The sequence below is a fragment of the Agromyces archimandritae genome, from assembly GCF_018024495.1.
In the GTDB taxonomy this organism is placed as follows: domain Bacteria; phylum Actinomycetota; class Actinomycetes; order Actinomycetales; family Microbacteriaceae; genus Agromyces; species Agromyces archimandritae.
The window spans coordinates 25,387-39,847 of sequence record NZ_CP071696.1; the positions used below are offsets into that span (position 1 = coordinate 25,387).

Annotated in this window: 16 protein-coding genes; 9 read left to right on the forward strand and 7 right to left on the reverse strand. The window is 71.5% G+C overall.

All coding sequences use genetic code 11. From position 1 onward, the window contains the following. Positions 1-4 precede the first annotated feature (4 nt). Complete coding sequence (locus tag G127AT_RS00145; protein ID WP_210898611.1) at positions 5-1,603, forward strand: ABC-F family ATP-binding cassette domain-containing protein; 1,599 nt, start codon at positions 5-7, stop codon at positions 1,601-1,603. Here G127AT_RS00145 and G127AT_RS00150 read toward each other — a convergent pair. From G127AT_RS00150 to G127AT_RS00160, 3 genes are read right to left on the reverse strand one after another with little or no spacing between them, the layout of a single operon-like run. After that, positions 1,600-2,511, reverse strand: a complete 912-nt coding sequence (locus G127AT_RS00150; protein ID WP_210898613.1) for an SURF1 family cytochrome oxidase biogenesis protein — start codon at positions 2,509-2,511, stop codon at positions 1,600-1,602. The two genes, G127AT_RS00145 and G127AT_RS00150, sit on opposite strands and share 4 nt — an antisense overlap. After that, positions 2,508-2,732: a hypothetical protein gene (locus tag G127AT_RS00155; RefSeq protein ID WP_210898632.1), complete on the reverse strand. Its 225-nt coding sequence runs from the start codon at positions 2,730-2,732 to the stop codon at positions 2,508-2,510. Before G127AT_RS00155 ends, G127AT_RS00150 begins: the two co-directional genes overlap by 4 nt. After that, positions 2,732-3,076, reverse strand: a complete 345-nt coding sequence (locus G127AT_RS00160; RefSeq protein WP_210898634.1) for a DUF3099 domain-containing protein — start codon at positions 3,074-3,076, stop codon at positions 2,732-2,734. Before G127AT_RS00160 ends, G127AT_RS00155 begins: the two co-directional genes overlap by 1 nt. A 140-nt stretch (positions 3,077-3,216) precedes the next feature. On the opposite strand from G127AT_RS00160, the gene G127AT_RS00165 reads away from it, so the two are divergent. Continuing rightward, entirely contained in the window at positions 3,217-3,927 is a 711-nt protein-coding gene (locus G127AT_RS00165; protein WP_210898636.1) for a beta-ketoacyl-ACP reductase, read from the forward strand. 19 nt (positions 3,928-3,946) lie between these two features. Here G127AT_RS00165 and serB read toward each other — a convergent pair whose 3' ends face one another. Then, entirely contained in the window at positions 3,947-4,576 is a 630-nt protein-coding gene (gene serB / locus G127AT_RS00170; RefSeq protein WP_210898638.1) for a phosphoserine phosphatase SerB, read from the reverse strand. Between the two features lie 67 nt (positions 4,577-4,643). Here serB and G127AT_RS00175 point away from each other — a divergent pair, with 67 nt between their 5' ends. Beyond that, entirely contained in the window at positions 4,644-5,435 is a 792-nt protein-coding gene (locus tag G127AT_RS00175; protein ID WP_210898640.1) for an ABC transporter ATP-binding protein, read from the forward strand. 138 nt (positions 5,436-5,573) lie between these two features. Further along, entirely contained in the window at positions 5,574-5,822 is a 249-nt protein-coding gene (locus tag G127AT_RS00180; protein ID WP_210898642.1) for a type B 50S ribosomal protein L31, read from the forward strand. A gap of 83 nt (positions 5,823-5,905) precedes the next feature. On the opposite strand, the gene G127AT_RS00185 is transcribed toward G127AT_RS00180, so the two are convergent. Next, positions 5,906-6,607: an exonuclease domain-containing protein gene (locus G127AT_RS00185; protein WP_210898644.1), complete on the reverse strand. Its 702-nt coding sequence runs from the start codon at positions 6,605-6,607 to the stop codon at positions 5,906-5,908. Positions 6,608-6,735: 128 nt separating this feature from the next. Between G127AT_RS00185 and G127AT_RS00190 the strand changes: the two genes are divergently transcribed. Further along, positions 6,736-7,629 carry an alpha/beta fold hydrolase gene (locus tag G127AT_RS00190; RefSeq protein ID WP_210898646.1) on the forward strand — a complete coding sequence of 298 codons (894 nt, stop codon included), beginning with the start codon at positions 6,736-6,738 and terminating at the stop codon, positions 7,627-7,629. Continuing rightward, positions 7,626-8,741, forward strand: a complete 1,116-nt coding sequence (locus G127AT_RS00195; RefSeq protein WP_210898648.1) for a glycosyltransferase family 4 protein — start codon at positions 7,626-7,628, stop codon at positions 8,739-8,741. Before G127AT_RS00190 ends, G127AT_RS00195 begins: the two co-directional genes overlap by 4 nt. A 36-nt stretch (positions 8,742-8,777) precedes the next feature. Here G127AT_RS00195 and G127AT_RS00200 read toward each other — a convergent pair whose 3' ends face one another. After that, positions 8,778-9,608, reverse strand: coding sequence for a Sir2 family NAD-dependent protein deacetylase (locus tag G127AT_RS00200; RefSeq protein WP_210898650.1), 831 nt, complete (start codon positions 9,606-9,608; stop codon positions 8,778-8,780). 89 nt (positions 9,609-9,697) lie between these two features. Between G127AT_RS00200 and G127AT_RS00205 the strand changes: the two genes are divergently transcribed. Then, positions 9,698-10,507: a TrmH family RNA methyltransferase gene (locus G127AT_RS00205; protein WP_210898652.1), complete on the forward strand. Its 810-nt coding sequence runs from the start codon at positions 9,698-9,700 to the stop codon at positions 10,505-10,507. Then, positions 10,504-11,751, forward strand: coding sequence for a D-alanyl-D-alanine carboxypeptidase family protein (locus G127AT_RS00210; RefSeq protein ID WP_210898654.1), 1,248 nt, complete (start codon positions 10,504-10,506; stop codon positions 11,749-11,751). Before G127AT_RS00205 ends, G127AT_RS00210 begins: the two co-directional genes overlap by 4 nt. Here G127AT_RS00210 and G127AT_RS00215 read toward each other — a convergent pair. Next, positions 11,723-12,532, reverse strand: coding sequence for an SGNH/GDSL hydrolase family protein (locus G127AT_RS00215; protein ID WP_210898656.1), 810 nt, complete (start codon positions 12,530-12,532; stop codon positions 11,723-11,725). The genes G127AT_RS00210 and G127AT_RS00215 overlap by 29 nt on opposite strands. A gap of 90 nt (positions 12,533-12,622) precedes the next feature. Between G127AT_RS00215 and G127AT_RS00220 the strand changes: the two genes are divergently transcribed. Continuing rightward, positions 12,623-14,422 (forward strand): DEAD/DEAH box helicase, encoded by a 1,800-nt coding sequence (locus G127AT_RS00220; protein WP_210898658.1) that lies wholly within the window; start codon positions 12,623-12,625, stop codon positions 14,420-14,422. The last annotated feature ends 39 nt before the right edge of the window (positions 14,423-14,461 follow it).

Sequence of the window (14,461 nt, forward strand, 5' to 3'; positions counted from 1 at the left end):
CCCCGTGCTCGCCGTCCACGACCTCGAGATCCGCGTCGGTGCGCGCCTGCTCATGGAGCACGTCTCGTTCCGGGTCGCGCCCGGCGACAAGATCGGCCTCGTCGGCCGCAACGGCGCCGGCAAGACGACCCTCACGAAGACCCTCGCCGGCGAGACCCTGCCGACCGACGGCCGCATCGACCGCTCCGGCGAGATCGGCTACCTGCCGCAGGATCCGCGCTCCGGCGACCCCGAGATGCTCGCGCGCACGCGCATCCTCGACGCCCGCGGACTCGGATCCATCGCCCTCGGCATGCGCGAGGCCTCCGAGCTCATGGCCAGCGACGATCCGGCCGTTGCCGAGAAGGCCATGAAACGCTACGGAACGCTCACCGACCGTTTCCAGGCCCTCGGCGGCTATGCGGCCGAGGCCGAGGCGGCATCCATCGCCTCGAACCTGAACCTGCCCGACCGCATCCTCGACCAGCCGCTGAAGACGCTCTCGGGCGGGCAGCGACGCCGCATCGAGCTCGCGCGCATCCTGTTCTCGGACGCCGACACGATGATCCTCGACGAGCCCACGAACCACCTCGATGCCGACTCGGTCGTGTGGCTCCGCGAATTCCTGAAGGCGTACCAGGGCGGCGTCATCGTCATCACGCACGACGAGGAACTCGTCGGCGAGGTCGTCAACCGCGTCTTCTACCTCGACGCGAACCGTTCGCTCATCGACATCTACAACATGGGCTGGAAGCATTACCAGCGCCAGCGCGCCGCCGACGAGGAACGCCGCAAGAAGGAACGCGTCAACGCCGAGAAGAAGGCCGACGCCCTGCGCACCCAGGCCGCGAAGTTCGGCGCGAAGGCCACGAAGGCCGCCGCAGCCCACCAGATGGTCGCACGCGCCGAGAAGCTGCTGTCGGGCCTGGAGGAGGTGCGGGCCGTCGATCGGGTCGCCAAGCTCCGCTTCCCGACGCCCGCACCGTGCGGACGCACCCCGATCACCGCGAGCGGTCTGTCGAAGTCGTACGGTTCGCTGGAGATCTTCACGGCCGTCGACCTCGCGATCGACCGCGGCTCGAAGGTCGTCATCATCGGCCTGAACGGCGCCGGCAAGACGACGCTGCTGCGGATCCTCGCGGGAGTGGATGCCCCCGACACCGGCTCCGTCGAGGCCGGCCACGGCCTCCGCATCGGCTACTACGCCCAGGAGCACGAGACGATCGACGTGGCCCGTTCGGTGCTGGACAACATGGTGAGCGCTTCGCCGAATCTCACCGAGACCGAGGCCCGCAAGGTCCTCGGCTCCTTCCTCTTCACCGGCGACGACGTGCACAAGCCGGCCGGGGTGCTCTCCGGCGGCGAGAAGACGCGCCTGGCGCTTGCGATGATCGTCGTCAGCGGGGCGAACGTGCTGCTGCTGGACGAGCCGACGAACAACCTCGACCCGGCCAGCCGCGCCGAGATCCTCGACGCGCTCGCGCACTACGAGGGTTCCGTCGTGCTCGTCTCGCACGATCCGGGCGCGGTCGAGGCGCTGAACCCGGAGCGGGTCCTCATCATGCCCGACGGCGTCGAGGACCACTGGAGCCGCGAGTACCAGGAGCTCATCGAGCTGGCTTAGCGCCGATCCAGGATCTCGTCCTCGACGTCGGCGTCGTTCGGTTTCGTGCGGGCCCGCTTGGAGGCCTTCGGGCGGCGGGCGTAGCGCGTCTCCGCGTCGAAGGCGGCGGGTGCGGATGCCGGGTCGCGCCCATCGGGGCCGGCACCGGCATCCGCCGCGCCCTGTCGGCCTTCGGCCGCCTCTTCGATGCCGCGCTTCTCCTGCCTGGCGGCCCAGACGAGGCCGATGAAGGCGAGCAGCGCGAACACGTACCACTGCAGCGCATAGGAGAGGTGCGGGCCTTCGTCGCGTTCGGGCCGTGCGGACGGGTAGGGGAGTTCGCCGTCCGCCTGGGAGACGAGGAGTCCGTATGCGCCGGTGTACGTCGGTTCGCCGACGCGCTCGGCGAGTTCGTCGAGGTTGATGGTCGCGAGCACCTCGGCGGTCGAGGTGCGCCCGTCGATGGTGCCTTCGCCGGCCTTCAGCCGCGCGGCGACCGTCACATGGCCGTCGGGGGCGGCCGGCACCTCGCCGATGCCGCCGTCGGAGGCCGGCGGGACCCATCCGCGATCCACGGCGAAGACGAGACCGTCGTCGGTGCGGAACGGGGTGAGGATCTCATAGCCGACCGAGCCGCCGTAGGGGCGGTTGCGCACGAGGACCTCCTCGTCCGTGAGGTACCGGCCGGTGAGCTCGACGGGCAGCCACTTGTCGTCGGCGTCGAAGCCGTCGGGGTCGGGGAGCGCTTCGGCGACCGGGACGGGGTCGGCATCGTAGTTCGCATCGATGCGGGCGACCTCGGTGAGGGCTTCGGCACGACGATTCAGCTGCCAGGTGCCGAGCCCCGAACACACGATCGCGAAGACGATGACGAGCGCGAGATAGCCGGCCCAGCGGCCGCTCACGAGGAAGCGCCACCCCGGGTTCACGATGCCGCCCCGTCGCCGAAGGCGCGCACCTCGAGCGGGAAGTCGCGGGCGGCGAGGAACTCGCGGAGGAAGCCGAGGTGCTCGTCGCAGGCGAGCCAGGTCTTCACACGCGTCTCCTCGTGGATCTTGGGGTTGCGCCAGTCGATGCGCCAGGCGGCGGGTTCGCCGCATCCGGCGCGGGAGCATGCGTCGGCGGCCGGGCCGCTGCCGAGTCCGAGCATCAACGTCCGTCCTCGCCGGTGGATGCACCGTCTCGCCCGGATGCCCCGTCATTCCCGGAGGCTCCGTCGTTCCCGGTCGCCCCGTCGCGCGGAACGTGCAGCACGTTGCCCGGCCGCAGCACCGCGCTTTGCTTGCCGCCCGTGACGTTGGCGACGACGACGGCGAAGTAGGGCAGGAACACGGCGCCGAGGGCGAACAGCAGGATCCACCAGCCCTGCACGAACATCATCGCGAAGATGCAGGCGACGCGCACCGACATCATGACGGTGTACTTGATCATGCGGCTGCGCCGCTCGTCCTCGGGGGAGGGCGGCAGGGCCGTGATCGACTGGTGTGCGTTCATTCCGTCGCCGCCGTTCGCGGCGCTCCTCTTCCCTTAAGCCTACGTCGCCCGAGCGGGCTCGGGCCCCATCCGCGGCCCCCGTATGCTGGGACGGGCCGCCCGCCGGGGCAGGCCGACGCGACCCGCGAGAGGACGATCGAATGCCCGAGGCACGCACTGTTCTGGTCACCGGCGGAAACCGGGGGATCGGACGCGCCATCGCGGAGGAGTTCCTCCGTGCCGGACACCGGGTGGCCGTCACGGCGCGCTCGGGCGAGGGGCCCGACGGCGCGCTCACGGTGCGGGCCGACGTGACGGACGCCGGATCGGTCGACCGGGCCTTCGCCGAGGTCGAGGCCGCGCTCGGGCCGGTCGAGGTCGTCGTCGCGAACGCGGGCGTCACGAAAGACACCCTGCTCATGCGGATGAGCGACGAGGACTTCACGAGCGTCGTCGACACGAACCTCGCCGGTGCCTTCCGCGTCGCCAAGCGCGCCTCGAAGGGCATGCTGAAGGCGAGGTTCGGCCGGATCGTGTTCATCTCGAGCGTCGTGGGCCTCTACGGCTCGCCCGGGCAGGTCAACTACGCCGCCTCGAAGGCCGGGCTCGTCGGCATGGCGCGTTCGATCACCCGCGAGCTCGGTGCCCGCGGCATCACGGCGAACGTCGTCGCCCCCGGCTTCATCCGCACCGATATGACCGACGCCCTGCCCGAGGCGCAGCAGGCCGAATACCTGCGCTCGATCCCGGCCGGCCGTTTCGCCGAGCCCTCCGAGGTCGCACGCGTGGTCGCCTGGGTCGCCGGCGACGACGCCGGCTACATCTCGGGCGCCGTCATCCCCGTCGACGGCGGGCTCGGCATGGGGCACTGAGGCTCGACCGAACTGAGGCTCAACCGAGCAGGGCGATCGCGTTCGACAGGTCGCGGTCGACGATCGCGAGGTCGGCGCGTTCGCGCACGACGGGCTTCGCGCAGAAGGCGACGCCGAGGCCGGCCGCCTCGAGCATGAGCAGGTCATTGGCGCCGTCGCCGACGGCGATCGTGTTCCGCGGGTGGATGCCGGAGGCCGCCGCCCATTCGGCCAGCGCCTCGCGCTTGGCCGCGGCGTCGATGATCGGCCCGTCGACCAGGCCGGTGAGGCGCCCGTCTGCGACTTCGAGCCGGTTCGCGCGCACATGGTCGAGCCCGAGTTCGGCGGCCAGGGGGTCCAGGAGTTCGTGGAAGCCTCCGGAGACGACCCCGGTGCGGCCGCCCCGCGATCGCACGGCCGCGATGAGCTCGCGCGCGCCGCGGGTCGGCGTCATCCGCTCGCGAACCTCGGCGAAGACCTCGACGGGCAGGCCGGCGAGGGTCGCGACGCGTTCGCGCAGGCTCGCGGCGAAATCGAGCTCGCCGCGCATGGCGCGTCCGGTGACCTCGGCGACGCGTTCGAGGCTTCCGGCCCGCTCGGCGAGGAGCTCGATGGCCTCCTGGTCGATGAGCGTGGAGTCGGCGTCGAAGACGAGGAGGGGACCGGGCATCCACCCAGGGTAGCGAGTGGCCGGAGCGTGTCTGAGCGCCCTCTCCGAGACGGCTAGCATGGTGGGCATGGCGAGCACGGTTCTGCAGTTCGATGACGTCTCAGTGGTGCGCGACGGCAACACGATCCTCGACTCGGTGAGCTGGACCGTCGCATCCGATGAGCGCTGGGCGATCCTCGGCCCCAACGGAGCCGGCAAGACGACGATGCTCCAGCTCGCCGCGGCCGCCATGCACCCCACGAAGGGCACGGTGGAGGTGCTGCAGGAGCGCCTCGGCAAGGTCGACGTGTTCGAACTGCGCCCCATGATCGGCTTCGCCTCGACCGCGATGGCCCGCCGCATTCCCGCGAACGAGACCGTGAAGGACGCGGTGCTGACCGCCGCGTACTCGGTGACCGGCCGCTGGAACGAGGAGTACGAGGGCATCGACGACCGCCGCGCCAAGCGCGTGCTCGAGGAGTGGGGGCTCGAAGCCCTCGCCGACCGCCGATTCGGCAACCTCTCCGACGGCGAGCAGAAGCGCGTGCAGATCGCACGCGCCGTCATGACCGACCCGGAGCTGCTGCTGCTCGACGAGCCGGCCGCGAGCCTCGACCTCGGCGCCCGCGAAGAACTCGTCGGCCTGCTCGGCGGCTACGCGTCCTCCCCGTCGTCGCCGGCGATCGTCATGGTCACCCACCATGTCGAAGAGATCCCGAGGGGCTTCACGCACGCCCTCCTGCTCCGCGAGGGCCGGATCGTCGCCGAAGGCCCCTTCGCGGAGGCCCTGACCTCAGATACCCTGAGCGACGCGTTCGGCATTCCGATCGAGCTCACCGAGGCCGACGGGCGGTATGCCGCTCGCGCCGCCTCCGCCTGAGCATCCGGCCGCTGATCTGCTAGACTCGACAGCTGGCCCCCGGCCTTCCGGCTGCGGTGCCGACATGCGTGCGCCGAGCAGCGATTCCGATCCGGCCCGGCGATCCCCATCCAGCCACGAACCAGCAAGGAAGTCTTCATGAAGACCGACATCCACCCCGCATACGCTCCCGTCGTCTTCCGCGACCTCGCCTCGGGCGAAACCTTCCTCACCCGCTCGACCGCGACGAGCGAGAAGACGATCGACCTCGACGGCACCACCTACCCCGTCATCGACGTCGAGATCTCCTCGGCCTCGCACCCGTTCTACACGGGCAAGCAGCGCATCCTCGACTCGGCCGGCCGAGTCGAGAAGTTCAACCAGCGCTTCAAGGCCTTCGGCAAGTAAGCCGTTCCGGCAGGCGGGCGTCCCGAGGGGCGCCCGCCTTCGTCGTGCATGCGGACCGGCGCGCGGGCGAGCCCTGCACCGGCTCAGCGAACCGGCCAGACGCCCGAGGCCGTGAAGTCCGGGCTGCCGTTCGCCCGCCGCCACGCCTGGTAGCTCTCGGCCTGCTCGCGGCTCCACGCGATCTGCCGGGCGTGCATGGCGGCAGCGTCCAGCTCGGCGAGCTCGGGGAAGGCGCGCGCGATCGCCTGCGCCACGAGACCGGCGGCCAGGGCATCCGCCCCGGCGTCGTGGGCCGTCTCGAGTTCGACCCCGTAGTGGGCCGACGTCGCCGCGAGGGTGCGCTTGCCGCGACGATAACGGTCGACGGCCTTGTCGATGATGTAGGGGTCGACGACCGGAGCCGGGTCGCCGAGGCCCGCAAGGCCGTAGCGAGCGGCCTCCCGGTCGAGGATCGTGAGGTCGTAGGCGGCGTTGTAGGCCGTGATCGCCGCCCCGTCGGCCCGCGCCTGCCCGAGCACACCGAGGATCTCGGCGACGGCGGCCGGCGGCGGCATGCCTTCGGCCCGCGCGCGCTCGGTCGTGATGCCGTGCACGGCGGTTGCTCCCGGCGGGATCTCCACGCCCGGGTCGATCAGCCAGCCGTGCTGATGCGCGACGCGGCCGGCGGCATCGAGCACGCCCACGTGGGCGGTGACGATACGGCTGGTCTCGTGGTCGATGCCGGTGGTCTCGAGATCGAAGACGGCGAGACTCGCGGCCCAGGGGGCGGTGACGATGAGATCCATGCCGGCGACTGTACCGGGGCCCGGCGACACGGTCGTTCCACGGAGGCGGCGCGGCGGCCGGCATCGCCCCGGCGAATCGTCGGGCGGGCGCAGGGGCCGGTCAGGCTGCTGCCCGTACACTGGAGCCGATGATCGCCTCCCCCTACGCCGACGCCCTCGGTCGCATCCCCGTGCGCTCCCATTCGGCGGACGTGCTCGGTTCCGACACCTGGTGGTGGGAGTACGGCGATTCGGATGCGCCGACGACGATGGTCTTCGTGCACGGCTTCCGCGGCGACCACCACGGCCTCGAGCCGATCGTGGCCGGCCTGCCGGGCGTGCGCGTGCTGATGCCGGACCTGCCGGGCTTCGGCCGTTCCGGCCCGCTGCCGGAGGGCGGCCACGGCATCACCGGCTACTCCGCGTGGCTCGCGGCGTTCGTCGCCGGCCTCGGCCTGGCCGAACCGCCCGTCGTCCTCGGCCACTCCTTCGGCTCGATCATCGTCTCGGCCGCCGTCTCGGCCGGCATGCCGGTTTCGCGCGTCGTGCTCGTCAACCCGATCGGCGCCCCCGCGTTGGAGGGTCCGCGCGGCATCATGACGCGGCTCGCGGTGCTCTATTACCGGGCCGGGGCCGCGCTTCCGGAGCGGGCCGGGTTCGGGCTGCTGCGCAATCGCATCGTCGTGCGCATCATGAGCATGGTGATGGCCAAGACCCGCGACCCCGCGCTGCGGCGCTGGATCCACGACCAGCACGACCGGTACTTCTCCGCCTTCCGCGACCGCGACGTCGTGCTGCAGGCCTTCCGCGCCTCGGTCTCGCACGATGTGCGCGAGTACGCCGCCGACATCCGCACGCCCGTGCTGCTCGTCGCCGCCGCACGCGACGACATCACCCCCATCGCCGCCCAGCACGCCCTGCAGCGCCGCTTCGCCGACGCCCGCCTCGAGGTCGTGCCCGAGGTCGGCCACCTGATCCACTACGAAGCCCCCGAGCGGGCGGCCCGCGCCGTCCGCACGTTCCTGGAGGAAGATCCCGCGTGAAGATCGTCGTCGACTGCCGCTACACCCGGATCGGCCGGCACGACGGCATCAGCCGCTTCACGGCGGGCATCGTCGAGGCCCTGGCCGAACGGCACCCGGTCACCATGCTGATCAGCGACCACCGCCAGCTCGAACTGCTGCCGCAGCTGCCGTGGCAGCTGGTCGGCGCCCCCACGAGCATCCTCGAACCGTTCGTCGGCTTCCGCGTGCGCCGGCTGAAGCCCGATGTCGTGTTCTCGCCCATGCAGACGATGGGATCCTGGGGTCGCACGTACCGGCTCATCCTCACCCTGCACGACCTCATCTACTACGAGCACCGCACGCCGCCGCGCGACCTGCCGGCGCCGATCCGCCTGCTGTGGCGCCTATACCACCTCGCATGGTGGCCGCAGCGGCTGCTGCTGAACCGGGCCGACGCCGTCGTCACGGTCTCGGAGACGACCGCAGGGCTCATCAGCGAGCACGAGTTGACGCGCCGAGAGGTCTCGGTCGTGCCGAACGCGGCGGATGCCCTGGCGCCCGTCACCCTGCCGCGCACCCGGCCGACCCGCAAACGCCTCGTCTACATGGGCTCGTACATGCCGTACAAGAACGTCGAGACCCTCGTGCGCGCCGCAGCGCTCATGCCCGACTACGAGCTGCACCTGCTCGGCAAGGTCGGCGACGCCGACCGTCGACGCCTGCACGCGCTCGGCCCGCAGGGGTACGTGGTGTTCCACAACGGGGTGAGCGACGCCGACTACGGGTCGATGCTCGCGAACGCGACCGCGCTCGTGCATGCCTCCAAGGCCGAGGGCTTCGGCATCCCGCTCGTCGAAGCGATGCGCCTGGGCACCCCCGTCGTCGTCAGCGACACCCCGATCTTCCGAGAGATCGGCGGCGAGGCCGCCCGCTACTTCGACGCCGACTCGCCCGAGGCGCTCGTCGCCCGAATCCGCGAACTCGAGGAACCGGGGCAGTGGGAGGCGGCGAGCGAGGCGGGCCTGGCCGAATCCGAACGCTTCACCTGGGCGGCCTCGGCCGACCGGCTGCTCGAGGTCATCGGCCGCACGATGACGATGCCGCCCGGGATGCCGCTGCCGAAGCGCCGGCCGGCGAAGCGAACGGACTGAGCGAACGGACTGTGCCGGCGGACCGAGGCGGAGAGCTCACCCGGCGAGCGCGTCGGCGAGGGCCAGGAGCGTCTCGGTCGTGCCCGCGTCGATCTTCACGCTCGCGCGCGCGTCGCCGCGGGTCTCGCCGCGGTTCACGATGACGATCGGCATCCGCCGGCGCCTGGCCTGCTCGAGCAGGCGGATGCCGGAGTTCACGACGAGCGAGGAGCCGGCCACGAGCAGCACATCGCTCGCGGAGACGAGCGAGGCCGCCGTGCGGAAGACCTCGACGGGCACGAACTCGCCGAAGAAGACCACATCGGGCTTCAGCATGCCGCCGCACACGGTGCAGTCGGGCACGATCATCTCGTCGATGCGGTCGACCTCGACGTCGCCGTCGGGGCGCTGCCGCACCTCCTGGTCCAGGTCGAACCAGGGGTTCAGGTCTTCGAGGCGGGTCGCGACCGACTGCCTGGCGAAGGACTGCCCGCAGGCGAGGCATACGACCCGGTCCATGCTGCCGTGCAGTTCGACGACGTGCCGGCTGCCGGCGCGTCGGTGCAGGCCGTCGACGTTCTGCGTGACGACGCCGGTGACGGCGCCGGCCGACTCGAGGCGCGCGAGGGCCTCGTGCCCCGCGTTCGGGCGGGCGCTGCCGAAGCTCCGCCAGCCGAGGTGGCTGCCGGCCCAGTAGCGGCGCCTCGCGGCATCCGAGGAGCGGAAGGTCTGGAAGGTCATCGGCGTGCGCACCGGGGCACCCTCGCCGCGGTAATCGGGGATGCCCGAGTCGGTCGAGACGCCCGCGCCGGTCAGCACCGCGGTGCGCGCGCCCGTCATGAGCGCGCGCGCCTCGTCGATGCCGGCGGTCTGGGTCAGGATGTTCATGGCGGATCCCCTCACTGCTCCCGAGTGTAAACGCGCTCGTTTTCCGGTTTGTTTCCGAGCGGGCCACACTTGGAGGGAAGGGAGCACGGATGCGCATCGAACGAGTCCGCGACACGGCGGGCGAGGAGGTCGCCGACTACGCGCGGCTGACCGACGTCGCGCTCCGTCAGACGCTCGAGCCCGAGCGCGGCCTGTACATCGCCGAGTCGGCCAAGGTCATCCGGCGCGCCCTCGCCGCCGGCCACGAACCGCGCTCGCTCCTCATGGAGGAGAAGTGGCTGCCGGGCCTGGCCGAGGACCTCGAAGCCCACGACGTCGTCGTGCACCTCGCCGACCCCGCCGAGCTCGAAGCGATCACCGGCTACCGGGTGCACCGCGGCGCACTCGCGGCGATGCACCGGCCGGTGCTGCCGGAGCCGGCCGAGCTCCTCGCCGACGCCCGCCGCGTCGTCGTGCTCGAAGACATCGTCGACCACACCAACGTCGGCGCGATCTTCCGCAGCGTCGCAGCACTCGGCGCCGATGCGGTGCTCGTCACGCCCCGCTGCGCCGATCCGCTCTACCGGCGCAGCATCCGCGTCAGCATGGGCACCGTCTTCCAGGTGCCCTGGACCCGGGCCCCGGAATGGGGAGAGCTCGGCGGCATCCTGCACGGCGCCGGCTTCGAGATCGCCGCCCTCGCCCTCGCCGACGACGCGGTGAGCCTGCGCGAACTGGCGGCGAACGCCCCCGAGCGTCTCGCGGTCGTCTTCGGCACCGAGGGCGACGGGCTGAGCCGGCGCGCCCTGGCATCCGCCGATCGCGTCGTCACGATCCCCATGCGACACGGCGTCGACTCGCTGAACGTCGCGGCCGCGGCGGCCGTCGTCCTCTACGCTCTGACGGGGGAGGAACCATGACCGATCCGAGACAGGACCGCGATGCGATCTACCGCCGGCGCCGCATCGTCGTCGGCACCGCGGCGGCCGCCGTCGTCGCACTGGCCACGACCGCCGGGGTGTACACGGGCAACGCGCTCGGCGCCGAAGTGCCCGACTACGCCGCCGTCCTCCAGGCGCCCGCAGCGCACGTCGGCGAACCGGCAGCCCTGGCCGAACCCGGCTTCGGCGCGTACGCGGTCGGTGCCGTCGGCTTCGACGAGCCATTGCTCGTCAAGGAGGCGCCCGCCCCGTTGGAGACCGCCTCGATCACGAAGGTCATCACCGCGCTCGTCGTGCTGGAGGCCGAGCCCGTCGCCGAGGGCGAGGCCGGTCCGTCGATCCAGTACACGGACGCAGACGTCGACATCTACTGGGACATGATCGCGCAGAACGGCTCAGTCGCCCCGGTCGCAGCCGGTTCGAGCCTGAGCCTCGTCGAAAGCCTCGAAGCGATGCTGCTGCCATCCGGCAACAACTACGCGATCTCCATCACGAACTGGGCCTTCGGTTCGCCCGGCGCCTTCCTCGAGCGGGCGCGGGCGTGGCTGGCCGAGCAGGGCTTCGAACACACGACGATCACCGACTCGAGCGGTCTGGACGCCGGAAACACGAGCACGGCGACCGAGCTGGTCAGGCTCGGCGAGCTCGCCCTCGACAACCCGGTGCTGGCGAAGATCGTCGCCACGCAGCGCGTCGACGTCCCCGAGCTCGGCACCCTCGAGAACTCGAACAAGCTCCTCGGCAGGCACGGCGTCGACGGTATCAAGACGGGTACGACCGACTTCGCGGCGAACCTGCTGTTCTCGGCCGACCTCGAGGTGGGCTCGCGGACCATCACGCTCGTCGGCGTGCTCCTCGGCGCCGCCGACCACGAGGTGCTCCGGGATGCCGTCGCGGCCCTCCTCGACAGCGTCGCCCCCGGCTTCCACGAGGTCACCGCCGTCACCGCCGGCGATGTGCTCGCCGAGTACGACACGCCGTGGGGCGACACCGCCCGCGCGCGAGCCTCGAAGACGGCCACGATGCTCGTCTGGGGCGACACGCCCGTCGAGGTCGCCGTCGAGGCGGATCCGCTCGGGCTCGCCGCCCGCGGCGAGCCGGCCGGCACGGCGACGGTGACCGCCGGCGATCAGCGCGTCGAGGTGCCGATCACGATCGATGCGACGATCGACGACCCCGGCTTCTGGTGGCGCCTCACGAATCCCGGGGCGCTGGGGGAGTAGCGTCCTCGAACGGCCCGGCCTCGGGGCGCTTGGGCGTCACATGGTCGCCGGAGGACTGGTGGCGGATGCGCCGCAGCACCCACGGCACGAGGTATTCGCGCGCCCAGGAAAGGTCTTCGGCGCGGGCCTGCCGCCAGCTGGTGTGCGGCAGCGGTTCGGGCCGCAGCGGTTGCAGATCGTTGTCGACGTTCAGGGCGGCGAGCACCATGCGGGCAACGGTGTGGTGGCCGAGCGGGTTCAGGTGCAGACGGTCGGGGGCCCACATGCGCTGGTCCTGGATCTCGGTGAGGGCCCACTGGTCGGCCACGATGCAGTCGTGCTTCTGCGCGACCCGCCGCACGTTCTCGTTGTAGATCGCGACCTTGCCGCGGATGCCGCGGAACACGGGCGAGAAGCCGACATCCACTCCGGTGAACACGACGATCGTCGCCCGGTCGCGCGAGAGCCGCTCGATCATGTACTCGAAGCGCGCGCCGATCTCGTCGGGGTCGGTGCCGGGCCGGATGACGTCGTTGCCGCCGGCCGAGATCGTGATGAGGTCGGGGCGGAGCTCGAGCGCCGGTTCGATCTGCTCGTCGATGATCTGCTGGATGAGCTTGCCGCGGACGGCGAGGTTCGCGTACGCGAAATCGTGATCGCCTCGGGCGAGCACCTCGGCCGCACGGTCGGCCCAGCCGCGGTGGCCGCCGGGCACGCCGGGCTCGGGGTCGCCGATGCCCTCCGTGAACGAGTCGCCGAGTGCGACGTAGCGGGACCAGGGATGGGCATGCTCGGTGGACATCCCCCCATTCTGCCCCCGTGACGGGGGTGGTCGGGGTCGCCCGCACGACCTGCCCGACCGTGTCGGAGGGAGCGGGTACAGTGCTGCAGAGTGAGTACCGCGATCCCACCCGGAAGCCTGCCGGGCACGTCAGCGGCCGAACACCTCTCGCCGTCCTTCCCCGAGCGTGCCGCCTGGGGCACCGCCGGCAAGCTGCGAGCGTGGCAGGCCGAAGCCCTCGAACTGTACCTGCGCACCATGCCGCGAGACTTCCTCGCCGCGGCGACCCCGGGCGCCGGCAAGACGACCTTCGCGCTGCGCCTGGCCGCCGAGCTCCGAGCTCGCCACGAGATCGACCGCATCACCGTCGTCGCCCCGACCGACCACCTGAAACGGCAGTGGGCGGATGCCGCGGCGCGCGCCGGCATCCGCCTCGACCCGGGGTTCCGCAACGCGCACGGCCGCACCGCCCGCCACTACCACGGCGTCGCCGTCACTTACGCGCAGGTCGCGATGCGCCCCGCGCTGCACCGCGAGCTCACCCTCTCGGGCCGAAGCCTCGTCATCCTCGACGAGGTGCACCACGGCGGCGACACGCTCTCGTGGGGCGATGCGATCCGCGAGGCATTCGAGCACGCGGCCAAACGCCTCTCGCTGACCGGCACCCCGTTCCGCAGCGACACGGCGCCCATCCCGTTCGTGCACTACGAGCCCGATGCGCAGGGCATCCGCGTCTCCAAGACCGACTACGACTACGGCTACGGCCGGGCCCTGGCCGACGGAGTCGTGCGGCCCGTGCTGTTCATGGTCTACGCCGGCCACATGCGCTGGCGCACGAAGGCCGGCGACGAGATGGAGGCCAAGCTCGGCGAGGACAACACGAAGGACATCACGTCCTCGGCCTGGCGCACGGCCCTCGAACCGAGCGGCGAATGGATCCCGGCGGTGCTGCGCGCCGCCGACCGGCGTCTCGGCGAGGTGCGCCAGTCGATCCCCGACGCCGGCGGCCTCGTCATCGCCACCGACCAGACCGTCGCGCGCGAGTACGCGAGGATCCTCGAGTCGATCTGCCGCGAGCCGGTCACCGTCGTCCTCTCGGACGAGAAGGAGGCCAGCGCCCGCATCGAGGAGTTCTCCGAGAACACCAGGCGGTGGATGGTCGCGGTGCGGATGGTTTCCGAGGGTGTGGACGTGCCGCGCCTCGCGGTCGGGGTGTATGCGACGAGCGCGTCGACCCCGCTGTTCTTCGCCCAGGCAGTCGGGCGCTTCGTGCGTGCACGGCGCCGTGGCGAGACGGCCTCGGTGTTCCTGCCGAACGTGCCGGTGCTGATGAACCTCGCCGCCCAGCTCGAACTCGAACGAGACCATGCCCTCGACCGGCGCGGGGGCGACGACGACGACGGCGACGGGCTTCTCGACGACGAGGCGCTCGCGGCGGCCAACCGCGAAGAACGCGCCTCCGAGGAGGGACTCGGCACCTGGGAGGCGATCGGCTCCGACGCCTCATTCGACCGAGTGCTCTACGACGGCACCGAGTTCGGCACCCTCGCCGAGCCCGGCAGCGACGAGGAGCTCGACTTCATCGGCATCCCCGGGCTGCTGGAGCCCGAACAGGTCTCCGAGCTCCTCAGGCACCGGCAGGCCAGACAGGCGCGCCGGGCCGGCGAGCGCCGCAAGCACGATGTCGAGCATCCGCCCGAGGAGCCCGTCGCCCTCTACCGCACGCTGAAGGAGCAGCGCACGCTGCTGAACAGCCTCGTCGGCCTCTGGGCGCGCATGTCGGGCGAACCGCACTCGCTCGTGCACGCCGAACTGCGCCGCGCGTGCGGCGGGCCGGCGGTGGGGCAGGCGACGGTCACGCAGCTGCAGTCGCGCATCGAGCTGCTGCGGAAACGGCTCGCGCAGCACTGACGTCCGGTGAGCGGATGCCGTGGGGCGCCCGGCGGGCCG